The organism is Amycolatopsis pithecellobii (genome assembly GCF_009707865.1).
Taxonomy (GTDB): Bacteria; Actinomycetota; Actinomycetes; order Mycobacteriales; family Pseudonocardiaceae; genus Amycolatopsis_E; species Amycolatopsis_E pithecellobii.
This window is the reverse complement of sequence record NZ_WMBA01000003.1, coordinates 152,433-178,015: the sequence shown is the minus strand read 5'-3', so window position 1 is coordinate 178,015 and position 25,583 is coordinate 152,433. Positions and strand designations below refer to the sequence as shown.

Sequence of the window (25,583 nt, the reverse complement as noted above, 5' to 3'; positions counted from 1 at the left end):
GGAGGCGCTGTGAAGGTCGGTACCTGGATACCGTGCTATCGGTCCTGGGTCCGCGGAGATGAGGTCCTGCGCCTCGCGACGACCGCGGAGAACCTGGCGTTCGACTCGCTGTGGGTGCAAGACCACCTCGTCGCGCCGGTGGGCGGACTCGAGGACACCCGCGTCGAGCCGGTACGGCAATGGCTGGACATCGAGGAATACGGCAACAAGGAATTCACGGCCGTCGAATATTACGGGGAGGAGAATTGGTGGCTGGACCCGTATATGCTCTGGGGCTTTCTCGCCGGTAGCACGACGAAGATCGAGCTCGGGAGCTCCGTCATCGTGCTGCCCTACCGGGATCCCGTTGTCCAGGCCAAGATGCTGGGCACCCTCGACGTCCTTTCGAAAGGCCGGATGCTCTTCGGTATCGGGGTCGGTCACGTCGAGGCGGAGTTCAACGCCATCGGTGTTTCTCCCGCCCAGCGGGGACTCCGCACCGACGAGTACATCCGGGTGATCCGCCAGATGCTCCGGGGTGAGGAGTTCGATTTCGCCGGCCGGTTCACCCAGCTGCCCACCATCAGACCGCTCATCAAAAGCCCGCAGCAGCCGAGTCCCCCCGTGCTGGTCGGGGGCAACAGCCGGCGGGCGGTGCGGCGTGCCGTGGAGCTCGGCGACGTCTGGCTGCCGGCGAGGCTGGAGCCCGAGCAGGTGCGGACCGGCCGGCGCTACCTGGAGGAGCAGGCGGCTGAGCAGGGCGTTCCGTGCCCGGGGATCGCGGTATCGCTGATCTGGGGGATCTCCGATCCGAAGGCGCCTTATACGGGGAAGAGTCTCCGGAAATTCCTGTCGGTGGAGAACGCGGCGGAACTGCTGAACGAATACGCGGACCTCGGCGTCCAGCACGTCACCATCGACCTGCCCAATCCCAGCGAAAGAATCCTCATGCGACAGCTGGAACTGCTCACGGAAGCGGTGGTGAAGTCCGGTGTCCGGGCGAATTGACGTACGCAACCTCGCGGGAAAGGCAGGGACGATGAGGGACCAGGACTGGCTCGGTCATGACTTCTCCTGCATGCTCGACACACTGGCCAGGCGCTACGGCAAACGTCCCGCGCTCCATCCCGAAGAGGGAGGGTGGGAACAAGAAGCCGGCGTCGTCACATTCGAGGATCTGAACACCCAGTCCCGGCTCATGGCAGGACGGCTGTCCGCCGCGGGCGTATCCGCCGGGGACCGGGTGGCGATCCTCGCCGAGAACTCCATCGCCTGGGTCTATGCCTGGTTCGGCGCGAGTGTGCTCGGAGCGTCGGTGGTACCGCTCAATACCAAGCTCACCTGGCGGGAGATCGCGTTCCAGCTGGAGAAGACGCAACCGCGTCTTCTGCTGGTCGACGAACCGCACCCGGACTCGGATGCGGTCACCAGATTCGCCACCGAACGCCTCGCCGGTCCGCTGACCACCGGCATCACCTGCCGCTGGCTCCGTGACACACCAGGGGCGCCGTTCCCGGTGCTGGAAGCGGCTGACGAAGCCGGTCCGAGCGCGGCGGGCAGGGACTTTTCCACCGACGTCGGCATGATCCAGTTCACCTCGGGGAGTACCGCATCTCCCAAGGGCGCCCGGCTCCGGCAGGACGCGCTGATCGCCACCGGCGCCGCCAACGCGGGCCGCTGGATGGTCGGGATCGACGACGTTTTCCTTGGGGCGTCGCCCTTTTACCACAACTCGGGGGCGGTCTTCACGCTGTTGTCCGCCTTCCTCGGCGGCGCCTCGGTCGCGATCATGTCCCGCTGGTCGGGTGACCGGGCGGCCCGGATCGCGCAGAGCACGGGGCTGACGGTGCTCATCGGGGTGGGGACGGTCCTCTGGGACTTCGTGCGCAGCTGGGAACGAACCGGGGGCGAATCGCGGATACGGCTGGTGGCCACCGCGGAGACACCGGGCTTCTGCCGGCAACTGCACGACGTGCTCGGGGCGGAGATCACCAACGTATACGGCTTGACGGAATGCTCCCCCACGGTCGCACTGGGGGACCTGCGGGATCCTCAGGAGACGCGGTTCCAGTACATCGGCCGCCCGCACGCCGGTATCGAAGTGCGCATCGTGGACGACCACGGGCACGTCCTCCCGGCCGGCGCGATGGGCGAGATCCAGATACTGAGCTGGAATCGCATGATCGGCTATCTCGGCATGCCCGACGACGAGCAACCGTTCACCGACGACGGCTGGCTTCGCACCGGCGACCTGGGGAGCCTCTCCCCAGACGGCTACCTCCGGTTCCACGGCCGCATCAAGGATGTCGTGAAGTCCGGCGGCGAGAACGTGTCGGCGCTCGAAGTGGAGATCTTCCTCAAAGAGCACCCGAGCATCGTCGAGGCTCAGATCATCGGGGTGGCCGACGCGAAATGGGGTGAGAAGGTCGTCGCCTTCATCGAGTTCGCGCCCGGAATGACCCTCACCCAAGAGGAATTGAAGGAGTTCTGCCGCTCCGGACTCGCGGCCTTCAAGCGTCCCAAGGAGTTCATCCCGGTCGAGAGGTGGCCGCTGACAGGGAGTACCAAGATCTCCAAGCCCAGCCTGCGAGAGCGACTGGCCTCGTCGGGGCACGCCCACAGCGAGGCGTAGCCACGATGTCCGACGCGCTCGTCGACGTGCACGCCCACTTCGTCACTGACGAGTACATCGCCGCTGCCAAGCAGGGTGGTCATCGGGTGCCCGACAACATGCCCGCGTGGCCGGCCTGGTCCGCGGAGGAGCACCTCGCGTTGATGGACGAGGTCGGGATCGACCGGTCGATCCTGTCCGTGTCGTCGCCCGGTATCCACTTCGGCCACGACGAGCCGGCCCGGGATATCGCTCGCCTCGTCAACGATGTCGGTATCAGCACGGCCCGCCGGCACCCCGGCCGGTTCGGGCTCTTCGCCTCCCTGCCACTGCCCGACGTCGACGGTGCGCTTGCCGAGATCGAACGTGTCCACGACCGCGATGGCGTCACCGGATACTCGGTGATGTCGAACGCGGGCGGCGTTTACCTCGGCGATCCCCGGTACGAGCCGCTCTGGCAGGCGCTCAACCGCCGCCGTGCGACATTTTTCGTGCACCCCACCTCGCCGCCGAACAGCGACCTGGTCTCGCTCGGCCGCCCGGAGCCGATGATCGAGTACTTGTTCGACAGCGCCCGCACTTTTGTCGATCTGATTTTCGCCGGAGTGATTCTGCGTTATCCCGATATCCGGTTCATCGCCACCCACAGCGGCGGCGTCCTCCCGCTCGTGACCGAACGGGTGGAACGCTTCCGCGGCTCCGCGCAAGGCTATGGCGACGGGAAGGCCGAGGAGTCCGCCCGCATCCAGCTCGGCCGGCTCTGGTTCGACTGCGCGGTGCTGCCCCTGCCGACCGCGCTACCCACACTGACCTCGGTCGTCGGAACCGGCCGGCTCCTGCTCGGCACCGACTACTGCTTCGCCCGGCAGCCCAGCGTGAGGAAGGTGATGCGCGAACTGGACTCCGGCGAGGGATGGCTGGATCTCTTTCGCCGGAACGCGAAGGCACTGCTCTGAACCTGTCGTTCACCTGTACAAGGAGGTCTCGTGAACGCCATACCCACCCCCGCATCACAACCGAAACCTTCCGCGACCACAAGAACCGCCACGACCGTCACCGTTCTGCGGACCCCTGTCGCGTTGCTGATCCTCGCCGCGGTCACCCTGATTTTCGAGGGCTACGACATTCTCGTCCTCGGCGTGACCGTGCCTTCGCTGCTGAAATCGGGCTGGTCCCTCACTCCGGAATATGTCGGCCTCATCGGGTCGGCGGCGGTTTTCGGCATGGGGCTGGGGGCGTTCACCGCCGGCACACTCACCGACCTCATCGGCCGCCGGCGCATGTACCTCGCCACCGTATTGTGCTTTTCCGGCGGCATGGTGCTCAGTGCGGTCTCGGTGAACCCCGAAATGCTCCTCGTCGCCCGTGTCCTCGTCGGACTCGGTAGCGGAGGCTTCACCCCGACCGCGCTCTCCTTGATTGTCGAGTTCTCGCCACTTCGGCGCCGGAACTTCAACTCGAGCCTGGCCCAGGTCGGCCTCGGTATCGGCGGAGTCATCGCCGCACTGCTCGGTATTTGGCTGGTGCCCGCTTACGGTTTCCGCGCGGCCTTCTGGGTCGGTGCGCTGCCCGTGGTGCTGCTGTTCCCGTTGGCCTACGCACGCCTGCCGGAGTCGATCTCGTATCTGCTCGCCAGGGGACGGGCGGCGGAAGCCCAGAACTGCATTCGCCGTCACCGGTTGCCTGTCCTGCTGGAGACGGGCCCGGCGCTGACGTCGGCGGCGGACCGATCCGCGACCGGAGCGGTGCGGTCGCTGTTCAGCCGCAAGCATGTGCGGGCGACCATCGTGTTCTGGCTCGCGACCGCGTTGTGCCTGCTGATGGGATTCGGGGCGAACGTCTGGCTGCCGCAGCTGATGATCAAATCCGGGTACGGGATCACGTCCGCACTCATTTTCGTGGTCATCCTCAATATCGGCACCATGGCCGGTTCCTTGTCCGGCGCCACGATCGCGGACCGGATCGGCCCCAAGCCGGTCGTGCTCACCAGCTTCCTCGCCGCGGCGGCCTCCCTTGTCGTGCTGGCGCTTGAGCCACCGGCGATCCTGGTGTATCCGCTCGTCCTGGTGATGGGCGCCGGCGGCGTGGGGACGCAGAGCCTGCTGAACTCCTACATGGCGGTGTATTACCCCACGCACAACCGGGGCAGCGGACTCGGTCTCGCCCTCACCGTCGGCCGCCTGGGCGGAATCGCCGGCCCCATCTATGGCGGCCTGCTGCTCGCGGCCGGACTCGGCACGCCCGCGATCTTCCTCGCTTTCGCCCTGGCGCCGGCCCTCGCGCTCGTCGTCATCGCATTCGGCCCGCGCGTCACCGGTAGAGCCGGGGTTTAGCCGGGTGTCTCGTCGTCGGCGAAGTGCGCAGCGTCGCCGATCTCGAGCAGGATGCGAGCTGGGGTCCTGACCCCGATGCCCGGCATCGAGGTCAGGACCACGGCCTCAAAGGACTGCGAGCGGGTTGATCGGCGAGCCGGTCGAGCGCTTCAGCAGCAATGGCGCCAGCACCGCCAGAAAGTCCCAGGCCCCCCGGTCGCGGCAGCGCCGGCCCAGCTCGTCCAGGTAGGCGTTGTCGAGCAGCCACAGACCCATCGCCACCAGGGCGACCGTGTGGACGGGCATCTCGAACCCGCTGACGCCGGACGGGACGACGTCGTTGACCGCATCCGAGCCCAGGACCGCGATCTGCCGCTCGTGAAGATAGGGGAGGCAGGAGAAGTGCAACCCCGCCGCGCCCTCGTGGTCGGGGTGGATGGGGCCCTTCACGGCACGGCGTGCATCACGGCCCGTCCGGACGAGCAGTACGTCCCCGCGACCGACACTCACGCCCTGCTCCCGTTCAGCGCGCTCCAGATCGGCCGGTGTCAACGCCTCCCCCGGTTCGAGCCATTCCTGCCCTCGCGCGCCGGCGAGGTCGAGCAGGACTCCCCTGGTGACGATGCCGTTCCGCGCCACCTCGACCGACCCGGTCGCCGCGCCCGATACGGTCGAGACGTCACTGGCCGGGCGGCCGTTGTAACTCTGCTTGTTCCAGAACAGGTGGGAAAGACTGTCCAGGTGCGTGACCGAGTAGCCGTGAAACGCCAGTCCCAGCCAGTCGGCCGCGATGCCGAGACCCTCCTCCGGCGCGCCCTCCCCGCTCGCGATCATGTGGTGCAGCAGCGGACTGGGGTTCTCCTTGCTCTGCCGGGGTGAGATGTCACGGCTGCATGAGACGGTTTCCCCGGTCCGCACAGCCTTCACGGCGGCGAGCCGGGACTCGGCCGTGATGTGGTTCAGCGTGCCCAGCTGATCCTCCGTCCCCCACCGCCCCCAGTTGCTCAGGCTGCCCAGCAGCCCCTCGACCTGCGGATCCACCGATTCCCGTGTCACCTGAGCTCCCACACCGCGAGCCGGACGCCGGAGGCGTGGTTCCGGAACACCGCGGTGACCGGCATTCCCACCCGCAGTCCCCAGGGGTCGTCCGTTTCGATCTTGCCGATCATGCGCACGGGCAGGCCGTCCAACGCGACGACTCCGACCGCATAAGGGACCTGATCCACGAAGTCCGGCAGCGTCGAGCGCGCCACGACGGTCCAGCTGAAAAGTTCGCCGCGGCCGGGCGCCTGAACCCACTCGGTGTCCAGCGAGCCGCAGTGGGCACAGGCCGGGCGAGGCGGCCACCGGAAGGTGCCGCACGCCGCGCAGTGCTGGACGCGCAGCTCGTCCTGGTCCGTGCCGTCCCAGAACGGCTCCAGCTCAGGATCGTGACGGTCGGGAGGGTTGATCATCGAGGCACCTGATCTCTTGACTGGACAGAGGGTGGTCACGCCGTGCCGAGGATGGCGAGTGCGCCGTCGCCGAGATCGCCCCAGCCGGTGACGGCACAGCGGGTGGCGCCCGGTACCTGCCGGTCACCGCACCTGCCGCGCAGTTGCCGGACGCCCTCGACGATGTGGTTCATACCACCGAGATGTCCTTCGGAGAGCAAGCCGCCGCTCGGGTTGACCGGCAGCCGGCCGCCGAGTGCGATACCGCCGCCGGCCACGAACTCGCCGCCCTCGCCGAGCTTGCAGAAGCCCGCACACTCCAGCTGATGGATCACCTCGAAGGTGAAGCAGTCGTAGACCATGGCGAAGTCCACGTCCTCGGGTCCGCATCCGGCCATGTCGAAAGCCCGCGGCGCCGCCTTGGTCAGTCCGGTGTTGAAGAAGTCCTGCCGGTTGCTGATGTCGTCGGCGGAGTCGGGGTGCCCTTCAGCGGCCCCCTCGATGAAGACGGGCGTGGCGCCCACCCGGGCGGCGTACTCTGGAGACGCCACGAGAACCGCCGCCGCACCATCGGTTTCCAGACAGCAGTCGAACAGGTGATACGGGTCCGCGATGACCGGCGCGGCGAGGTACTCCTCCATGGTCAGCTTCTTGCGGTACATCTGTGCCGCCGGGTTGAGGTTGGCATGCCGGCGCATCGTGAGCGCGACGGCTCCGAGCTGCTCCCGCGTCGTGCCGAACTCATGCATATGCCGGCGGCACAGCAGCGAGTACCACTGCGCCGGCGTGTTCATCCCGTGCGGATATTCCAGGTTCGTCCTGAACTGCTGACCGGGCATCGCCACGGCCACACGCTGGTCGACACGGGCGCCGGATCTCCCGTTCCGCGCCACGAAGGTGAGCACGACATCCGCCTGTCCACCGGCCACGGCAAGCGCGGCCAGGCGCAGGGCCGCCACGGAGCCGGCTCCGCCCAGGTGCGGCACGGCGGTGAAGCGGGCGTCGGCGATGCCGAACGAGGCCATGATGTCTTCGGCCGTGGGCCCCACGGGGGACGGCACGATGCCGTCGATCGCCTTCGCCGGCAGGTTCGCGTCCGCCAGCGCGGCGGCGGTCGCCTCGACGGCCAGCCGCTGGACGCTGCGTCCACTGTTGCGCGAAAGGCCGGTCTGCCCGACCCCGATGATGCACGCCTGGTTCTTCATCTCCACCGCTCTTTTCGTCCGTTCGAACCGTGACCGCCGGCACCACCGAAGTCAACGATATGACCGCGCCGCGGCCATCACGGTTGTGCTAGAACGAGCGGGGGTTGCTTGTGGCGTGCGGGTGCGGGCTCCGGGTACCGTGAATCTCGATCTTCAGCTGTTTCACCAGGGAGGTGCGCATGGTCGAGGCGTATGCCGCGGCGGAGCTGCCTCCGGGTGACGTGATCCCGGCGCGCTGGCTGGCCCAGCACATTCACGACGCCACCGCGCGCGGGATCGTCGCCGCCGTGACGGACCTGATCCGGCACCGCGGCGAGGTGAAGGACCGCTACTTGCCGACCGTGCGCAACCTCGCCGGGACGCTGCAGATCAGTCCGGCGACAGTCGCAAAGGCATGGCGGGTGCTGGGCGAGGCCGGGCTCATCAGCACCAACGGCAGTCAGGGCACCCGCGTGGTCGGCGAGGAACCACCAGGGCACCGCCTGGAGTCGGTGATCGGTGGGCTCCCGATGCAGCTGGACCTGATGAGCCCGTCCCCCGATCCCGAGCTGTTGCCCGACATCGAGCCGCATCTCGCCGCGGTGATGAGTTCGGATGTTCTCGGTGATTTCAACAAGTACGGCGGGGACATGCTCGTCGCGCCGCTGGCGGAATATGCGAGGCGGACCTGGCCGTTCGATCCCGGAATGATCGTGCCCTGCGGCGGGTGTTACGACGGGGTGTTGCTGCTCCTGGATGTGCTCGCCCGCCCCGGTACGCGGGTGGCCGTGGAGAGCCCGACCGCCGCGCCGGTGCTGGATCAGCTCGAGTACCTGCGATGCGAGATCGTGCCGGTGCCGGCCGACGGTGAGGGCATGATCCCGTCCGCTCTCGCCGAGGCGGGGGATGTCGAGGTGGTCGTCATCCAGTCACGGTTCTCCAGCCCGGACGGGCACACGATGACCGCGGACCGGGCGGGCGAGCTGGCCGGGATTCTCCGGAAACGGCCGACGGTACCGGTCGTCATCGAGTCGGACCCGGCGCCGCTGCTCGCGGCCGGCCCCGGCGTGTCCCTCGGCAACTGGCTGCCCGACCGGGTGGTGCTGGTTCGCGGGTGGAACAAGTCCCACGGTCCCGATCTGCGGGTGGCGTTGATCGGCGGCGCACCCGGCATCGTGCAGCTCGCCCGGCGCCGGCGCGCGATGGGCTCGGTGTGGACTTCGCGCCTGCTCCAAGGAACCTTGTCGCTGATGCTCGCCGATGACGGGGTCGCGCGGACGGTCGCCGCGGCCGCCGGCGAATACCGGCAACGGCGTGCCGCACTGGCCCGCGAGCTGAGCCGGCTCGAGATCGATACCTACGGCACCGAGGGTTTTTCCCTGTGGGTCGGCGTCCAGGACGAGCACACCGCGTTGCGAGTGCTGCGGGCCTATGGCATCAGTGCTGCCGGGGGCAGCGCCTTCACGCAGCTGCCGGCGAGGCAACACCATCTGCGGATCGCCACCACGCAGCTGCCGGTGCACCATGCGGCCGAGGTCGCCCTCGCGGTGCGCGAGGCTGCTACCGCGTCCCGCGCTGTCGCGCTGCGCTGAGCGCGGTTCGTTATGGCACAAGCACTTCGCGGCGACGGGCCGGTCGCCGTTGCTTTTCGCCGGGCCGGTCAGCACTGTGGGACGGGGGGTCCCGGTGATGATGAACGTTGTGGAGGCAGGTTTCCTCGATGAGGATCTACGCACTGGAAGAGCACATGGCCACCACCGACGTGGTCGAGGCATGGAAACGGCAGGATCCCGGGCTGACCGAGCCGATGATGAAATGGGCCCTCGAAAGCGATATCACGCCGGCGCTGCTGGACCTCGACGACAGCCGTCTCGCCGCCATGGATGACGCCGGGATCGATGTGGCGGTCCTGTCCCTCACCACGCCGGGTCTGCAGAACCTGGCCGCCGCCGAGGCGATCGCCTTGCAGGGGCCCACGAACGACGCCATCGCCGCCGCCGTGCGCCGCCATCCCGAGCGTCTCCAGGGATTCGCCACGCTCGCAACACCCGCTCCGGCAGCGGCCGCTGCCGAACTGGGGCGCGCGGTCACCGAACTCGGGCTCAACGGGGTGATGATCAACGCCCGCTCCGGTGAGCAAAGTGTGGATGCGCTCGAGTTCTGGGATATCTACGAGGCGGCCGCAGACCTGCACGCCCCGGTCTACCTGCACCCCCGCGCACCGCTGCCCATCGTCAACCAGGCTTATTACCAGGGGTTCGATGAGCCCGTGGACAACCTGCTGGCGACCGGGGCGATCGGCTGGCACTACGACGCGGGCCTGACCGTCCTGCGGATGATCACCTCGGGCCTGTTCGACCGGTTCCCCGATCTCCAGGTGATTCTCGGGCACTGGGGCGAGGTCGTCCTGTTCTACCTCGACCGCATCGCCGTCCTGGACAACGTCGCCGGGCTTCAGCGACCCGTCGCGGAGTACTTCCGGTCGAACATCTTCATCACGCCCGGCGGCATCTCCAGCCACCGGTACCTGCGGTGGAGTGTGGAGACGGTGGGAATCGAACACGTCATGTACGCCACCGATTACCCGTTCAACCGGGAGCGTGCCGGCTCCGTGCGCCAGTTCATCGACACAGCGCCGATCGGCGAAACCGAACGCGAGAGCTTCGCCTTCGGCAACTGGGAAAAGCTCGTCGCGGATATCCGGCGCTGACCGTGATGACCGGAGTCCGTGAGGGCAAGGCGGCGATACCGGGCGGGGAACTGTGGTATTGGGACACCGGCGGCGACGGGCCGCCGGTTGTCCTGCTCCATTCCGGCACGGGGTCGGCGCTCAGCTGGCCGGGCCAGCAGACGGCCTTCGCTGAAGCCGGCTATCGGGTGATCGGCTATTCGCGGCGAGGGCATTACCGCTCGTCGGCGCCGCCGCCGGAGGTGCCGGGCAGCGGGGCCGACGACCTCGCCGCGCTGGCGAGCGCGCTGGAACTCGGGCCGTTCCACGCGGTCGCCGTCGCGGCCGGCGGCATTTATGCGGCCGACTTCGCCCTCGGGCACCCGGCGGCCCTGCGCAGCCTGGTGATCGCGGGCAGCGTCATGGGGATCACCGATGCCGACTGGCAGGCCCGCCTTGACGCGCTGCAGTTCCCCGGGTTCCGGGGTCTGCCACACGACTTCCTCGAACTGGGGCCCAGCTACCGGGCGGAGAACCCGGACGGGCTCACGGAGTGGCGCCGGATCCATGAGCTGGCCTACAACGGCGGCGAGATGGTGATCCAGCACGTCACGAACGACATCACCTGGGCCACCCTGGGACGGCTCGCGCCGCCGGTACTGCTGATCGCCGGCGGCGCGGACCTGTACGTGCCCCCGCCCGCGATGCGCGAGGTGGCCGCACACATTCCCGGTGCCCAGCTGGTGGTGATGCCCGATGTCGGCCATAGCGCGCCGTGGGAACGGCCGGAGGAGTTCAACCGGGCCGTGCTCGGCTTCCTCGGCCGGGTGGAGGCGGCGCGGACCTGAGGTGCCGGGGTTTTCCTCACTGCGCGACCACCGGCCTTCGACACCGACATCGGCAAAACAGCGGCACCCGGTGGAATGCTGCATCAACCGCCACCGCGCCGTGGCGGCTTTTGCCACACACCTGTGCGTTGCCGACCACGAAAGCCCACCCTCTGGAAACTCCTTGATCAGCGCATGTGCACAGGCTCTAGTCGTGAAGTGACTGCGGGCGGAGGACGTAGTCGTAGGTGAGGGCGCGGTAGGGCTGGTCGAGGCCGTGGGCCCGGAAGTCGCCGGGGTCGTCCTGCCGTGTGGTGGTTTTGACCGCGGCAGGGGGAATGTGGCCCTCGATGGTGCCCTCGACGCGAGGGTCGCCGTCGAAGTAGATCTGCGTGGTCAGTGGGAGGAATCCGTCGGCGGAGACGATGGCGTGGATGTGCAGGGGCCGGTCGCCCTCCAGCCGCAGCGCCTGAGTCAGGGCCTCGAGCGGGCTGCCGGGTTTGAAGCCGAAGGATTCGACGCCGGGCATGATCGTGCGGAACTCGTAGTGCCCGTCGCTGTCGGCGACGATCTTGGCCCGGAGATTGTAGGTGGGGATGCCGGTGGCGTCGTTGGGGATGTCCGGCGTGATGCCCAGCATCGCGAAATCGGCGGTCGTCAAACCGGAGTACACGTCGTCGGCGTCGATCTGCCAGACGTCGACGATCGCACCCGGCACCGGGTCACCCGTGGTGGACCGCACCGTCCCGGAGACGATGAGCGGCTCACCGGCCTCGTCGGGGCGCATCGGCAGCACGGCGGGACTGTCCAGCAGGGGGGCGCCGGCCAGATAGGCGGGGCCTTCCATCTCCCAGTTGCTCGCGCCATCGGTCTCCGGATGGGCGTAGGTGGCGCCCTCGCTGTGTTTCAGGACCGCTTTCGCGAACAGGATGGTGGCGAGCTCCAGTTCGCCGGCATCGGCGGCTTGCCGGATCCACCTGACCGCGGCCAGCAACTCCTCCATGGTGACCTCGTGCTTGAGGATCACGTCGTCGATGGCGCGACGCAGGTCGGCGAACACGACCTGCAGCCTGGTCTCGGACTCGCTCACGAGCGTTTCTCTCCTTCTTGGGAAACGGCAGGGGTAGAACCATCAATACCGGGAGAGCCGACGGAACGCTTTCGCTTCGGCCCCGGGCTTGTGCTAGAACGAGCGGTCAAGCCGGGAGTTCGGCATACAGCCAGTCGACGTCACTGAAGTCGTCGTCGGCCCGGGTGCGGAAGATCCGGTTGCGCAGCGCGAGTGCCAGCGGATCGGTGAGGTGCCAGATGTCCGCCCACGGGCGGGCGACACGCTGGCACCGGGTGGTGCGAGGTAGCCGCGCCTGCTCATATGCGGCCAGCGCCTTCTCCACATTTTCCGGATTGGCCGCGAGCTCGTCGGCCAGGACGACGGCGTCCTCGAGGGCCTGGCACGCGCCCTGCCCGAGAACCTGCAGCATCGGGTGAGCGGCGTCCCCGAGCAGCACCGCCCGGCCGCGGACGAAGGAGCCGAGCGGTTCGCGGTCGTACAGCGGCCAGTGCCGGATACGGGAGACCGAAGCGGCGCTGAGGCGGACGGCTTCGACCGTCGGGGCGAACATCTCGTCGAGCTCCTCGGGCGTCCCCCACTCACCACCGGCGGCGAAGGTCTTGCTGTGGAACACGGCGACCTGGTTGTAGAGCGCCCCGACCCGCACCGGGTACTGCATGAGGTGCAGCCGCGGGCCGATCCAGAGCATGACGTCGTTGCCCTCGACGCCGGTCTCCACCTCCTCGATCGGCACGGTGCCGCGGTACGCCACATATCCGCTGCACACCGGTTCGTCGTCCGCGAACAGCGTCCGCAGCGTGGACCGCAGCCCGTCGGCCCCCACCACCAACCCCGCCCGGTAGACCTGGCCGTCCGCACAGGTCACGGCCACACCGCCGGTCTCGAGCCGGCAGCCGGTGACGTGCCGGTTGTTCTCCAAGGTGATCAGCGGGTCCGCGTTGCAGGCGTCGAGCAGGATCTGCAGGAGATCGCCGCGGTGCATGACGAGGTAGGGAAATCCGTAGCGCCGGCGGTAGGTGGCACCCAGGGTGAGCCCGGTGAGCTTCTCCCCCGTGGTCGCGTCCCGCATCACCGCCTGCTCGGGATGGACGGCGACCGACTCCGCCGCCTCCAGCACCCCGAGCCGGTCGAGCACGCGGGTGGCGTTCGCCCCGATCTGCAGCCCCGCGCCGATTTCGGCGAACTCGGCCGCCTGCTCGATCAGGTGCACCGACCGTCCGGTACGGGCGATGGCCAGCGCCGCGGCGAGCCCGCCGATGCCTCCCCCGACGATCAGCAGGGGAATGCGGCCGGAACGCGGATCTGGTGTGCTCACGACAATTCCTCTTCTCGGTTGAGCCCCAGTTGACCGGCCAGCCAGTCGTCGATCACCTGCCGGGCGCGGATGGCGAGCGGCGCCCGGCACGCCGGTGCGGCGAAGCCGTGGGAACCACCCGCATAAACGTGCAGTTCGGTCGATACGCCCGCGTGGCACAGCCGCTGGGCAAAGGCGACGTCCTCGTCGTGGAAACCGTCCACGGTCCCGACGACGACGCAGGTCGGCGGCAGGCCGGTCAGGTCGGTGGCCCGTGCGGGCGCCGCGTGGTACGGGACGTCCGCCGCGCCGTATACCGGGCCCAGATACGACCGCCAGCCGAACCGGTTCGCGACCGGGTTCCAGCGGGGGACGTCGGTCCACCTGCTCGACGTCGTGACCTGCCGGTCGTCGAGCATCGGGTACAGCAGTGCCTGAAAGGCCGGCGGGGGTTCACCGAGGTCCCGGATGAGCAGGCTGAGACCCGCCGCCAACCCGCCGCCCGCACTGACGCCGAACACGCCGACCCGGGCCGGGTCGATGCCGAGCTCCGTGGAGTGGTCACGCACCCATCGCAGCCCGCGGTGGCAGTCGTCCAGCGGACCCGGATACGGCGTCTCCGGGGCGAGCCGGTAGTCGACCGAAACCCCGATGCAGTCGAACCGCCGGCACCAGTTCTCGAACAGCGCGTCGTCCACGGTGGCGTCTCCCAGCACGAAGCCGCCACCATGGATGGACAGGATGCACGGCAGGACACCCGTGGCGGCCCGGCGTCGATGAATCCTGAGCCGGAGCGCGGGATCGCCGGGAATGGTCAGGTCCGAGTGCTCGACTTCGCCCGAGAGCTGGGGGCGCGGTGGACGCGCCGCCCGAATCGCCGGAAGCGACTCGGCGGTCAGCTCCCGCACGGCCGGTATCGAGTTCAGGTCCCGCCGCACCCCGGGATCCACCGGCGGAGCACCCGCCCTACTCAACGACGAGGTCCTCACCGAAGCGGGGGCTGATCGCGTCGCCGTCCCGAGTGAGGCTCGGGTCCGTGCTCCGCGGGTCGCGGAGCCACCGCCAGAGGATCCGCGGGTCGATGGCGCCGTTGGTGGCGCTGCGGCGGAACTCATTGGTGAAGTAGCTGTTCGCGCGTGGATCGAGGTAGACCTTCGAGACCATGTTGCGGTCCAGCTCGTCGTTGTACCGCCAGTAGGCGTCCATGGTCACGTCGACGGTGTCCTTTTCCTCGGCGATCACGCCGGCGATGCAGCTCACCGCGAACCGGGTCACCAGCTCCTCCAAGTGGATGGCGGCGAAGCCGACGTTCGCGTTGGTGTTGGGGCCGTAGAGCACGAACAGGTTCGGGAACCCCGGCAGCAGACACCCGAGGTAGGCGCGGGCGCCGTCCTTGGCCCAAAGCTCTTGCGGCGTAGCGCCGTCGCGTCCTTGCACCCGCATCGGCCACAGGTAGTCGTTCGCCCGGTACCCGGTCGCCAGCGCGATCGCGTCGACCTCGTATTCGGTGCCGTCTTCGGCCGTGATCCCCTTGGCGGTGACCTTCTGCATCCCCCCGGTCACCAGCGTGACCTTGTCTTCGTCGAGCAGCGCGTCGTAGATGCTGTAGTCCCGGTCGACGAGGACCGGCCGTGCGGACAGCGGTGCGGCCACCGGCAGCATCTTCGCCATCAGGTCAGGGCGGTCGGCGAACTTGGACCTCATGAACGCGAGGCGCTGCTCGAGGACGACCTTGTTCGCGGCGCTCAGCGCGGTCGGGTCCTCGAACGCGGGATCGATCTCGTTGGCCGCCCTGGTCGCATCCGGGCGCCGCGACCAGGACTGCTGGAAACGGATGAAGTTGACCAGGTAAGGAAAGTTGCGGTCCAGCCAGTTGACCTGGGGCGGGTACGGAGCCAGATATCCGGGCACGTCGAAGACCCAGTTCGGGGTGCGCTGGAAGTGATAGACGTGCCCGGTCTGCTTCGCCAGCTCCGGCACCAGCTGATAGCCGGTGCAGCCGCTGCCGACCACGGCGACCGACTTCCCGGTGAGGTCGAGGCCGGACGGCCAGCGCGCGGTGTGGAAGAGCTCCCCCGTGAACTCGTCCAGGCCCGGCACGGAGGGAATGTTGGGCCGTGACAGGAATCCGACGGCGGTGATCACCGCGTTGGCCCGCCAGACGCGCTGAACACCGCCCTGCAGCGCGGTGATCTCCCAGGTCTTGGTGTCCTCGTCCCAGACGAGCGACTGCACGTCCGTGCCGAACTGGACCTTCTCCCGGAGATCGAAGTGGTCGGCGATCCAGTTCACATACCGCTCGTTCTCACTTTGCACGCAGAACGGGGACGGGTAGTCGAAATCGGCGCCGAGGACGTGGGTGTAGGTGCGGCTCGGCGTGTCGACCCGGCAGCCCGGATAACGGTTCTCGTACCAGGTCCCCCCGACTTCCGGGTTCTTCTCCAGGATGGTGAAGGTGATGCCCGCGTGCGCGAGCTGCGCCCCGGCGTTCAGGCCGCCCATGCCGGCGCCGATCACGACGACCGAAAACGCGTCGAGCCGCTCCGCGGAGGGCTTTTCCTGCCAGGAGACGCCGCGGGCGAACCGGTCCACGGCAAGCTGTTCCAGCCACATGTCCAGCTCCGGCGGCGGGATCTCCCGGCCCGCGGTGAGGGCGAGGCTGCGCGGAAGCCGCTCCGCCGGGCCCAAGGGCACGTCGCCCGCACCGGCGTCCCGGCACGCCCTCAGGTAGGCCGCGGCCTTCGCCCGGATCATCGCCACGTCGGCCTGGTGCCGGACTGTGACGCTCTCGGAGATGCCGAAGTTCTCGGTCTCCACCTCGATCGGCAGCAGCTCCGGATCCGCGGTCAGCTGGTAGACGAGTCCGCGCAGCACCAGGGGATCCGCGTACCCCAGTGCGTCGTCGATCGTCTGGTCGGTCGCGGCCAAGAGCTCCGGCTGCTTCGCCACCATCATGGGCCTCCTCGGAAAGCGGGTCGCGTCTATCCCAGGTCGGCGGTGGTCACCAGCGCGTCGAGCGCGATCACACCGTGGCCCTCGGGGAACACGATCAGCGGGTTGATATCGATCTCGGTGATCTCGGGCCTCGCGAGCACGAGATCACCGACGAGCGCGGCCACGTGTGCGGCCGCGGCGATGTCGGCGGGCGCGCCACCGCGGTACCCGCGGAGGATCCGGGCGGCCTTCAGCCGGAGCATCTCCTCGGCGAGAGCGGACTCGGGCAGGTCCGCGGGCAGCAGCCGGATGTCCTCGAGAACCTCCACCAGGACGCCACCGGCGCCGACCATGACAACCGGGCCCCACCGGGGGTCCCGCTTCGCCCCGATGACGAGCTCGAGCCCGGGGGCGCTCATCCGCTCGATGAGGACGCCGTCAACGGCGAGTCCCGGACGCACGCGCGCGATGCCGCTGTGCAACCGCGCCCAGGCGGCGCGGACCTCATCGGCGTCGGCGATCGAGAGGACGACCCCGCCGACGTCGGTTTTGTGGGACAGCGCCGCCGACTGGATCTTGGCGACGACCGGATAGCCGATGCGCTCGGCGATCTCGACGGCCTCATCCGGGGTCCGGGCCAGTGAGCCCTCGGGAACGGGGATACCGATCTGCCGCAACAGTTGCTTCCCGATCCACTCCGGCTGGACGCCTGTCGCCAGGGACGGTGCAGGGGTGAGCGCGCCGGGTTCGCGCCTGCCGATGGCGCGCCGGGCTCCGGCCTCGGTCGCCCGCGCCAGCGCCCGCAGCGCGCGCTCCGGCGAGCGGTGGAACACGACCTTGTGGTCGAGGAGCAGGCGGTGGAAACCGGGAGGGGGCTCGGCCTCGTTCTGGCTCACGTAGACGATCGGCTTGGCCGAGCCGGCCAGCAGCGGAACGATGCTCTCCAGCCAGACGGAGTCGAGCGGGTCCTGGGCGTCCGGGTTGGAGACGAGGAGGCTGCCGATCGCGGGATCCGTGAGGATCCGCTCCGCCGCCTTGCCGATGATCATCGGATCGGAGATCGACCCGGTGCCGAGATCGAGCGGGTTCCGGACCTGGTCACCGGACTCCGGGGTCAGTTCGGGCAGGTCGAGCCCGAGGGTCTGGGCGGCGTCCGTCACGATCGCGCAGATGGCACCGGATTGCGTGATCACCCCGGCGCCCTTGGCCGGCGGCGCCGGGAAACGGAGCAGGAGCTGGGCGAGGTCCACCAGTTCCTCGGTGGTGTCGACGACGACGGCCCCTGCGCGGCGGGCGACCGTCGCCATCAGCGAGTGGTCGCCGGCGAGGGCGCCGGTATGCGACTGGACCGCCACCCGCGCCCGATCGCTACGCCCGGGATGCAGCAGCACGACGGCCTTCCGCCGGTCCTGGGCGATCCGCACCGCGCGGAGGAAACGGCCGGGCTCGCGGATCTGCTCGGCATACACCGCGAAGGCGGCGGTGTGCTCGTCGTCGGCGAGGTACTCGAGGAGGTCAGCCAGTCCCAGGTCGGCCTCGTTGCCGGTCGCGATGAGGTGGGAGACGGGCACACCGCGCCCGCCGAGGCCGCCCGCGACGAGCGTGCCGATGCCGCCGCTCTGCGCGATGATCGCGACTCCCGGCCCGTGCCCGGGGCCGGGGACGGGCGTCGGCGGCATCGGCGCGAGCAGCGCCGACAACCGGCCCACCGTGTTCAGCAGCCCGAAACAGTTCGGGCCGAGCAGGCGGAGACCGCCGGTGCGGGCGCGGCGACCGAGCTCCTCCTGGTGGCGGCTCCCTTCCTCGCCGAGCTCGGCGAACCCGGAGGCGAAGCACACCGCGGCGCCGACATGGTGCGCGACGCACGAGTCGACGACGTCGCCGAGCTGAGCGGACGGCATCGTCAGCAACGCAAGGTCGATCCCGTCCGGGAGGTCGTCGAAGCTCGTGACGCACGGGAGCCCGTGGATCGTGGCCGCCCGGCGGCCCAGCACGTGGATCTCCCCGTCGAAGCCGCCGTCGATGAGGCCGCGCAGCACGCGATTGCCCAGCGCCTCGGGACGGGTGGACCCGCCGACGACGACAACCGACCGCGGGGTGATCAGCCTCTCGACCGCGGAGCGCGCCGAGGGCGAGGGCTCCCGGGGTTCACCGGTGAACGGCATGACGACACTCCAATGTGGACTAAGCTGGGTGGGGGTTGCTCGGGGAATGCGGACGTTGCGGCTATCGGGGACCCATCCGGATGGCGCCGTCGAGCCGGATGACCTCTCCGTTCAGCATCGGGTTGCCGATGATGTGCTCGACGAGCGCGGCGAACTCGTCCGGCTCGCCGAGTCGCTTCGGATGCGGGATCTGCTCGCCCAGCGCGACCTGCGCTGCTTCGGGCAGGGTGGACAGCAGGGGTGTCCTGAAGATGCCGGGGGCGACGGCGACGACCCGGATGAGCGACTGCGCGAGGTCGCGGGCCAGTGGCAGCGTCATCGCCGCGACGCCGCCCTTGGAAGCGCTGTACGCGGCCTGGCCGATCTGTCCGTCGAAGGCGGCCACGGAAGCGGTGTTCACGATGACCCCGCGTTCGCCGTCCTGCGGTTGCGTCTGCGCGATGAACCCGGCCCCGATGCTCAGCACCGTGAACGTGCCGACCAGGTTGACCTGCAGCACATGCCGGAACGGAGCCAGCGGCTTCGTGCTGCCGTCCCGGGACAGGACACGCTGGGGATCGCCGATCCCCGCGCAGTTCACCACGATGCGGACCGGGCCCAGGGCCGATGCCTCCTCGAACGCGCGGCGAACCCCGTCCTCGTCGGTGACGTCACACTCGGCGAAGTGGGCGGTCCCGAGCGCGTCCGATGGCGGCTTTTGCCTGTCGAGCACGAAGACTTTCGCTCCCATGTTCGAAAGTCTCTTCGCGGTGGCCAGCCCGAGTCCGCTCGATCCTCCGGTCACCACGGCTACGTTGTTTTCGACCTTCACGTCACAGCCCTTTCCCGTCGAACAACGCGACCGCGTTCTCCTTGAGAATGAGCGGGCGAACCTCGGGCTTGATCGGCAGTTTGTCGAACAGTTCGAGCCACTTTTCCGGGGTGAACGCCGGGAAGTCGGTGCCGAAGAGCACCTTGTGCTTGAGCAGTGTGTTCGCATACTGCACCAGCTGCGGCGGGAAGTACTTGGGCGACCAGCCCGACAGGTCGATGTAGACGTTGGGCTTGTGGACCGCGACCGCGAGTGCCTCATCCTGCCACGGCGTCGACGGATGGGCGAGAATGATCTTGAGGTCCGGGAAGTCCGCGGCGACGTCGTCGTGGTGGATCGGGTTCGAGTATTTCAACCGCAGTCCTCCCCCGCCGGGCTGACCGGACCCGATCGCCGTCTGTCCGGTGTGGAAGATCGTGATCGCGCCGCTGTCCTGGATCACCTGGTACAGCGGGTAGAAACGCTCGTCGTTCGGATAGAAGTTCTGCATCGTCGGATGGAACTTGAATCCCTTGACGTCGTAGGTCTCGAGCAGCCGGCGAGCCTCCGTCACGGCATCGGGGCGCCGCGGATCGACACTCGCGAACGGGATGATCACGTCGCCGTGCTCGGCCCCCAGCCGGAGCACCTCGTCGTTGGTCACCGGATTCTCGGTGCCCATCACGTCGACCATGAACGTCACGCACAGCATCCGCCGCTGTCGATAGGTCTCCGCAAGCTCGGGAACGGTCATCGCCATCGCGTGGCCGAACACCTCGCCACTGGCTGCTTCCACCGAGTCCGGCGCGATACGATGGCCGGCCACCGAGGACAGGACATGCGTATGCATGTCGATTGCCTCGATCGCATTCAGGTCGATGCCCATCGGTGGGTTCCCCGTTCTCGATTTCCGCTTCACGGCCGGTTTCCACAGTGGTGGACCGGCATGGCGAAAATCAACGGCGAAAGGCCCCCGGACGCCCGGTGCTTGTGCCATAACGAGCCACGGTTGCCCGCGCCGCGAACGGAGTTCTAGGGTGCCGGAGAATGCCGGCACGACGGCGACCGTGTCAGGCGTTGTTCATCGACACCCCGGCCAGCGACTGGTCCAAAATGGACAGACCTGCCTTCGCCTCGGCCGGGGTGATCGTCAGCGGGGGCACCACGTGGATCCGGTTGAAGTTGGCGAACGGCAGCAGGCCACGGCGCCGGCAGGCCGCCAGGATCGCGTCCATCACCGGGCTGCTCGCGCCGTAGGGGGCGAGTGGCTCACGCGTGGTGCGGTCGCCGACCAGTTCGACCGCCCAGAAGGCACCGGTGCCACGCACGTCGCCGATCCACTCGTGCCGGTCCGCCAGCTCGCGCAGCCCGGGGCCGAACACGGTGCGCCCCAGTTCCGCCGCGTGCTCGACGACCCGGTCGTCCTCCATGGTCCGGATGGTGGCCACGGCGGCGGCGCAGGCCAATGGGTGCCCGGAGTAGGTGAGCCCACCGGGATAGGGTCGCTCGGCGAAGGTCGCGCAGACCCCTTCGCTGATCGCGACGCCGCCGAGCGGGACGTACCCGGAGTTGACGCCTTTCGCGAAGGTCAGCAGATCCGGGACCACCTGATCGTGCTCGACGGCGAACCACCTGCCGGACCGGCCGAATCCGGACATCACCTCGTCGGCGATGTACAGGATCCCGTGCCGGTCGCACAGGTCACGCACGCCGCGCAGATAACCCGGTGGCGGGACCATGATGCCGGCGGTGCCGGGAATGGATTCCAGGACGATCGCGGCGATCGTGTCCGGCCCTTCCAACTCGATCACGCTTTGCAGATGTTCCAGTGCCCGCGTGCATTCCTCGTCCTCGGTGGTCGCCGCGAATGCGCTGCGGTAAAGGAATGGGCCGAAGAAGTGGACGGTGCCCGAAGTTCCGGTGTCGTTGGGCCACCGGCGCGGGTCACCGGTCACATTGATCGCCAGGCTGGTGCCCCCGTGGTAGGAGCGATAGGTGGACAGCACCTTGTGCCGCCCGGTGTGCAGGCGCGCCATCCGGATGGCGTGCTCGTTGGCGTCCGCCCCACCGTTGGTGAAGAAGATGCGGTCCAGTCCCCCGGGCGTGTGCGAGGTGATCAGCCGGGCGGCTTCCGAGCGAGCACTGTTCACATGCGACGGTGCGATGGTGCACAGACTGGCCGCCTGTTCCTGAATCGCGGCCACGATCCGGGGATGCTGGTGGCCCAGATTGGTGAAGACCAGTTGCGAGGTGAAGTCCAGCAACCGGTTCCCTTCGCCGTCCCACAGGTAGCTGCCCGCGGCCTTGGTCACGACCATCGGATCGATTTTCGCCTGCGCGGACCAGGAGTGGAACACGTGCCGGCGGTCCAGTTCGTAGGCGCGGCCGGCGTCGGCCGGGATCAGCTCAGACATTGCGCGGGAACCCCAATTCGAGCCCGCCGGCCGGCCGCGCCGCCGGGTCGATCCAGCGTGAGGTGACGACCTTGGCGCGGGTGAAGAAATGCACGCCCTCGGTGCCGTGCGCATGGGTGTCGCCGAACAGCGACCGCTTCCAGCCACCGAACGAGTAGCAGGCGACCGGAACCGGGATGGGCACGTTGATTCCGATCATGCCGACCCGCACGTCCGCCTCGAACCGGCGCGCCGCTCCCCCGTCGTTGGTGAACACCGCGGTCCCGTTGCCGTATTCGTTGCGGTTGATCAGTTCGACGGCCTCGGCGTAGGAGGCCACCCGCACCACCGACAGGACCGGTCCGAAGATCTCCTCGCGGTAGATGTCCATTTCGGACGTTACGTGGTCGAAAAGTGTGGGACCGAGCCAGAAACCGTCACTGTCCCCGCGCGGCGAGACGTCGCGGCCGTCGAGGACGAGTTTGGCGCCGGCGGCCTCCCCGGCGGCGATGAAGCCGGCCACCCGATCGCGGTGGGCACGGGTGACCAGCGGTCCCATATCGGGTTCCGTGGCCTCGCCCTGGCGTCCGTCGCCGACGACCACCGCGCGGGTCCGCTCGGCGATGCGGGCGACGAGTTCGTCGCCGATGGGGTCGACGGCGACGAGCACACTGATCGCCATGCAGCGTTCACCCGCGCTGCCGTATCCGGCGTTGACCGCCGCGTCGGCGGCCAGGTCCAGGTCGGCGTCGGGCAGCACCACCAGATGGTTTTTGGCCCCACCCAAGGCTTGCACGCGCTTGCCGTGCCGGCTGCCTTCTTCGTATACGTACCGGGCGATCGGGGTGGAGCCGACGAAGCTGATCGCGTCGACTTCGGGGCTGTGTAACAGCGCGTCGACGGCGGTCTTGTCGCCCTGCAGCACGCTGAACACGCCGTCCGGCAGGCCGGCTTCCTGCCACAGTTTCGCCAGCCACAACGCCGCGGACGGATCCTTCTCGCTGGGCTTGAGCACCACGGCATTGCCGGCGGCGATGGCGATCGGGAAGAACCACATCGGCACCATCGCGGGAAAGTTGAACGGACTGATGACGGCGACCACGCCCACTGGGACACGCTGGGAGTGCACGTCGATGCCGGTGGACACGCTTTCGCTGTGCCCGCCTTTGAGCAGGTGGGAAATGCCGCAGGCGAACTCGACGACGTCCAGGCCCCGGGATATCTCGCCGACCGCGTCGGAGTGGACCTTGCCGTGCTCGGCGGTGATCAGCCGGGCGAGCTCGTCCTTGCGGCTGTTGAGCAACTCGCGGAAGGCGAACAGGATCCGGGTGCGCTTGGCCAGCGAGGTGGCGGCCCACGCGTGGCTCGCCCGCGCCGCGGAGGCGATGACGAACTGGGCGTCGCGTTCGCTCGCCAGCGCGACCCGGCCGGATACCCGGCCGGTGGCGGGATTGGTGACATCGGCCCAAAGTCCGGATGTGCCGGGGAACTCGGCACCGTCGGCCCAGTGGTGGATCGGGGTGGTCACGTGGCGGCTCCTTCGCTGGTCTGCTCCCGAAACTAACTGGTCAGCGCCCCTACTCGGGCCGACAGAATGTAGAGTTCGACCTCAATATCCAACGTTCTGTCAGCTCACGCGGGAGGATGCCGGATGGCCGGACTGACCGTCGGGCAGGTGGTGCGGATGCCCGTGCTGCGCGCGGCCCGGCCCAAGGTGCTGGCCGGCGCCGCGAGTCTGGAGCGGCGGGTGCGCTGGGTGCACACCACCGAACTGGCCGATATCGCGCCGCTGCTGCGCGGCGGTGATCTGGTGCTGAGCACCGGCATCGCGTTGCCGGACAAGGCCGATGAGCTCGGTGCCTTCGCCGAAAGCCTGGCCGAAAGCGAATCCGCGGGCCTGCTCATCGAGCTGGGACGACGCTGGGCCACGGTTCCGGTGCCGTTGATCACCGCGTGCGAACGGCTCGGGCTCCCCCTGGTCGCGCTGGGCCGGGAGATCCGGTTCGCCGAGGTGGCGCAGGCGGTCGGCGAGCGGATCGTGGCCGACCAGCTGGCCGAGCTGCGCGAAGCCGAACGCGTGCACGATACGTTCACCGCGTTGAGCATCGCCGAAGCCGGCCCGGCGGAAATCCTGGAAGCCGTGCAGCGGCTCGCGGGGGCGGCGGTGGTGCTGGAGGACGAGCAGCACCGCGTGCTGGACTACCGTGCCGGCCCCGAGGACATCGGCGTATTCCTGGCCGGTTGGCAGTCGCGTTCCCGTGGCGTCGAGCAGGCCGAGCGGACGGCGTGGGACGAGACGAACGGCTGGCTCCTGACCCGGCTGGGGCGCCGTGATCGTGGCTGGGGGCGGCTGATCGTGCAGGCCCCGACCGCGCCTGCCGGGCGGCTGATCGTGGTGGCCGAGCGGGCGGCGGCCGCACTGGCCATGCACCGGCTGCAGGACCGGCAGCGGGACAGCCTGGTCCGCCGCACCCATCACGAGCTGCTCATCGGTCTGCTCGCCGATCCGGCCGGCCCCGACCTGGTGCGCCGATGCGAGCTGTCCGGCCTGCCGATGGGGAAGCGGAACTTCGTCGGCCTGACCATCCGGCCCCGCGTTTCGGCGCCCGGCTCCACCGCGTCGGTGGTGGAGGACGCGCTCGCGGCGGTGGTGCACTCGGTCCACGAGATGCGGGTGCCGGCCCTGGTGTGCGAGATCGACCGGGATGTGCGGGTGCTGTTGTCGTTGCCGCCATCGGCCAAGGAAAAGCGGCTCGTCGACGACCTGGCCGAGCGGGTGGCGCGCCGCCATCCCGTCGTGGTCGGGGCCGGCCGCGGCGTGCCCAGGACCGGGCAGATAGACCGGTCACTGCGGGAGGCGCAGCACGTGGTGGAGTCGCTGCGCGAGGACCCGGGCGAGCGGGTGGTGTACCGCCTGGAGGACGTGCATCTGCGCGGCCTGCTGACGCTGCTGGGTCCGGACGACCGACTGCGCCTGTTCGTCGCCCGTGAGCTGGATCCGCTCGCGGAACACGACCGGCAGACCGGCGACGGCCTGCTGAACGTGCTGCGTGCCCTCCTGGAACATCCGTCGGGCAAATCCGACGCGGCGGCCAGCCTGCACCTGTCTCGCGCCGCGTTCTACGACCGGCTGGCGAAGATCGAGAAGCTACTGGGAGCGTCCCTGCAGGATCCTGATATCCGGGTGTCGCTGCACGTGGCACTGATCGCCGCCGACCTGGCCGCTCAGTGATCAGTTCGCGGGTGCCGACGATCTTGGCGCGCGCTCGGCCTGCATCTGTTCGTAGACCGACCGTTCGCGTCGACGTTCGGCATCCTGGAGTTGCTCGTCGCTCAGCAGCCTCGGCGTGCCTAGCGTCTGGGCGGAGCACCACACCTCGCAGAGCCACTCCAGCACGGTGGCGCGCGAGTAGGCCTCGTCGACCGTATCGCCGATCGCCACCGCACCGTGGTTCGCCATCAGGGCGCCGGTGCGGCCCCGCAGAGCAGCGACCACGGCGTTCGCCAGCTCCTTGGTGCCGAACGTGAAGTACGGGGCGACGCGGATGGGCGCGCCCCCGAGCTGATTGATGTAGTAGTGGATGGCCGGCAGCTGATCCGCGACCGTGGAAACGACCGCTGCGGCCTTCGAATGAGTGTGGACGACCGCTCGCGCATCGGTTGCCCGGTAGATGTCGAGGTGCAGTTGCATCTCGCTGCTGGGATGCGGGTGACCGTCAATCAGCGCACCGTTGAGGTGGACCAGACAAATGTCCGAGGCCTGCATGCTGTCGTAAGGCAGTCGTGACGGGGAGATCGCCACGAGGTCGTCGTCGATCCGGATGCTGGCGTTTCCGGCCGTCGAGATGACGAGCCCGGAACGTGACATCTCCTGGAGCACGTCGACCAGTCGGCGCCGTTCTTGCTGGTTCTGCACGGTTG

The 25,583-nt window shown here is 68.7% G+C and carries 21 protein-coding genes and 1 pseudogene; 8 read left to right on the top strand and 14 right to left on the bottom strand.

All coding sequences use genetic code 11. The annotated features are described in order from the left end of the window. The first annotated feature begins 9 nt into the window (after nucleotides 1–9). From GKO32_RS03505 to GKO32_RS03490, 4 genes are read left to right on the top strand one after another with little or no spacing between them, the layout of a single operon-like run. The gene (locus tag GKO32_RS03505) at nucleotides 10–987 is read left to right on the top strand and encodes a TIGR03619 family F420-dependent LLM class oxidoreductase (RefSeq protein WP_166459357.1); all 978 of its coding nucleotides are present in this window, start codon (nucleotides 10–12) and stop codon (nucleotides 985–987) included. Nucleotides 988–1,018: 31 nt separating this feature from the next. Beyond that, nucleotides 1,019–2,611 carry a class I adenylate-forming enzyme family protein gene (locus tag GKO32_RS03500; RefSeq protein ID WP_154755288.1) on the top strand — a complete coding sequence of 531 codons (1,593 nt, stop codon included), beginning with the start codon at nucleotides 1,019–1,021 and terminating at the stop codon, nucleotides 2,609–2,611. Nucleotides 2,612–2,616: 5 nt separating this feature from the next. Continuing rightward, complete coding sequence (locus GKO32_RS03495; RefSeq protein ID WP_154755287.1) at nucleotides 2,617–3,546, top strand: amidohydrolase family protein; 930 nt, start codon at nucleotides 2,617–2,619, stop codon at nucleotides 3,544–3,546. Nucleotides 3,547–3,576: 30 nt separating this feature from the next. After that, nucleotides 3,577–4,923: an MFS transporter gene (locus tag GKO32_RS03490; RefSeq protein WP_208024255.1), complete on the top strand. Its 1,347-nt coding sequence runs from the start codon at nucleotides 3,577–3,579 to the stop codon at nucleotides 4,921–4,923. A 17-nt stretch (nucleotides 4,924–4,940) separates the two neighbouring features. On the opposite strand, the pseudogene GKO32_RS03485 reads toward GKO32_RS03490, so the two are convergent. The 4 genes and pseudogenes from GKO32_RS03485 to GKO32_RS03470 form a co-directional block, all read right to left on the bottom strand. Continuing rightward, nucleotides 4,941–5,021: pseudogene (locus GKO32_RS03485) on the bottom strand (transposase); the annotation flags it as partial. Between the two features lie 7 nt (nucleotides 5,022–5,028). After that, nucleotides 5,029–5,958: a cyclase family protein gene (locus GKO32_RS03480; RefSeq protein WP_208024254.1), complete on the bottom strand. Its 930-nt coding sequence runs from the start codon at nucleotides 5,956–5,958 to the stop codon at nucleotides 5,029–5,031. After that, on the bottom strand, nucleotides 5,955–6,356 hold the full coding sequence (locus GKO32_RS03475) for a Zn-ribbon domain-containing OB-fold protein (protein WP_154755286.1): 402 nt from the start codon (nucleotides 6,354–6,356) through the stop codon (nucleotides 5,955–5,957). Before GKO32_RS03475 ends, GKO32_RS03480 begins: the two co-directional genes overlap by 4 nt. 35 nt (nucleotides 6,357–6,391) lie before the next feature. Next, nucleotides 6,392–7,540 carry a thiolase C-terminal domain-containing protein gene (locus GKO32_RS03470; protein ID WP_154755285.1) on the bottom strand — a complete coding sequence of 383 codons (1,149 nt, stop codon included), beginning with the start codon at nucleotides 7,538–7,540 and terminating at the stop codon, nucleotides 6,392–6,394. Between the two features lie 179 nt (nucleotides 7,541–7,719). On the opposite strand from GKO32_RS03470, the gene GKO32_RS03465 reads away from it, so the two are divergent. The 3 genes from GKO32_RS03465 to GKO32_RS03455 all read left to right on the top strand — a co-directional run bounded on the left by GKO32_RS03465 (nucleotide 7,720) and on the right by GKO32_RS03455 (nucleotide 11,035). Continuing rightward, nucleotides 7,720–9,111 carry an aminotransferase class I/II-fold pyridoxal phosphate-dependent enzyme gene (locus tag GKO32_RS03465; protein ID WP_154755284.1) on the top strand — a complete coding sequence of 464 codons (1,392 nt, stop codon included), beginning with the start codon at nucleotides 7,720–7,722 and terminating at the stop codon, nucleotides 9,109–9,111. 128 nt (nucleotides 9,112–9,239) lie between these two features. Next, complete coding sequence (locus tag GKO32_RS03460) at nucleotides 9,240–10,229, top strand: amidohydrolase family protein (protein WP_154755283.1); 990 nt, start codon at nucleotides 9,240–9,242, stop codon at nucleotides 10,227–10,229. A 5-nt stretch (nucleotides 10,230–10,234) separates the two neighbouring features. Then, entirely contained in the window at nucleotides 10,235–11,035 is an 801-nt protein-coding gene (locus GKO32_RS03455; protein ID WP_154755282.1) for an alpha/beta fold hydrolase, read from the top strand. Nucleotides 11,036–11,222: 187 nt separating this feature from the next. Here GKO32_RS03455 and GKO32_RS03450 read toward each other — a convergent pair whose 3' ends face one another. The 9 genes from GKO32_RS03450 to GKO32_RS03410 all read right to left on the bottom strand — a co-directional run bounded on the left by GKO32_RS03450 (nucleotide 11,223) and on the right by GKO32_RS03410 (nucleotide 23,190). Next, nucleotides 11,223–12,104, bottom strand: coding sequence for a dioxygenase family protein (locus tag GKO32_RS03450; RefSeq protein ID WP_312867467.1), 882 nt, complete (start codon nucleotides 12,102–12,104; stop codon nucleotides 11,223–11,225). A gap of 106 nt (nucleotides 12,105–12,210) precedes the next feature. Then, nucleotides 12,211–13,401 carry an FAD-dependent monooxygenase gene (locus GKO32_RS03445; RefSeq protein ID WP_312867466.1) on the bottom strand — a complete coding sequence of 397 codons (1,191 nt, stop codon included), beginning with the start codon at nucleotides 13,399–13,401 and terminating at the stop codon, nucleotides 12,211–12,213. Next, the gene (locus tag GKO32_RS03440; RefSeq protein ID WP_166459356.1) at nucleotides 13,398–14,354 is read right to left on the bottom strand and encodes an alpha/beta hydrolase; all 957 of its coding nucleotides are present in this window, start codon (nucleotides 14,352–14,354) and stop codon (nucleotides 13,398–13,400) included. The genes GKO32_RS03445 and GKO32_RS03440 overlap by 4 nt, the downstream gene beginning before the upstream one ends. Continuing rightward, nucleotides 14,347–16,335, bottom strand: a complete 1,989-nt coding sequence (locus GKO32_RS03435) for a flavin-containing monooxygenase (protein ID WP_154755280.1) — start codon at nucleotides 16,333–16,335, stop codon at nucleotides 14,347–14,349. The genes GKO32_RS03440 and GKO32_RS03435 overlap by 8 nt, the downstream gene beginning before the upstream one ends. Nucleotides 16,336–16,361: 26 nt before the next feature. Continuing rightward, nucleotides 16,362–18,479, bottom strand: a complete 2,118-nt coding sequence (locus GKO32_RS03430) for an acetate--CoA ligase family protein (RefSeq protein WP_154755279.1) — start codon at nucleotides 18,477–18,479, stop codon at nucleotides 16,362–16,364. A gap of 61 nt (nucleotides 18,480–18,540) precedes the next feature. Next, entirely contained in the window at nucleotides 18,541–19,290 is a 750-nt protein-coding gene (locus tag GKO32_RS03425) for an SDR family NAD(P)-dependent oxidoreductase (RefSeq protein ID WP_312867465.1), read from the bottom strand. Nucleotide 19,291: 1 nt separating this feature from the next. After that, a complete protein-coding gene (locus GKO32_RS03420) occupies nucleotides 19,292–20,155 on the bottom strand; it encodes an amidohydrolase family protein (RefSeq protein WP_154755278.1) in 864 nt (287 codons plus the stop codon). Nucleotides 20,156–20,339: 184 nt separating this feature from the next. After that, on the bottom strand, nucleotides 20,340–21,683 hold the full coding sequence (locus tag GKO32_RS03415) for an aspartate aminotransferase family protein (protein ID WP_154755277.1): 1,344 nt from the start codon (nucleotides 21,681–21,683) through the stop codon (nucleotides 20,340–20,342). Next, nucleotides 21,676–23,190, bottom strand: a complete 1,515-nt coding sequence (locus GKO32_RS03410) for a CoA-acylating methylmalonate-semialdehyde dehydrogenase (RefSeq protein WP_312867464.1) — start codon at nucleotides 23,188–23,190, stop codon at nucleotides 21,676–21,678. Before GKO32_RS03410 ends, GKO32_RS03415 begins: the two co-directional genes overlap by 8 nt. Before the next feature lie 123 nt (nucleotides 23,191–23,313). Here GKO32_RS03410 and GKO32_RS03405 point away from each other — a divergent pair, with 123 nt between their 5' ends. Then, nucleotides 23,314–24,894, top strand: coding sequence for a PucR family transcriptional regulator (locus tag GKO32_RS03405; protein ID WP_154755276.1), 1,581 nt, complete (start codon nucleotides 23,314–23,316; stop codon nucleotides 24,892–24,894). Here the strand turns inward: GKO32_RS03405 and GKO32_RS03400 are convergent, their stop codons facing one another. Beyond that, nucleotides 24,895–25,578, bottom strand: a complete 684-nt coding sequence (locus GKO32_RS03400; RefSeq protein ID WP_312867463.1) for a class II aldolase/adducin family protein — start codon at nucleotides 25,576–25,578, stop codon at nucleotides 24,895–24,897. Nucleotides 25,579–25,583: the final 5 nt, after the last annotated feature.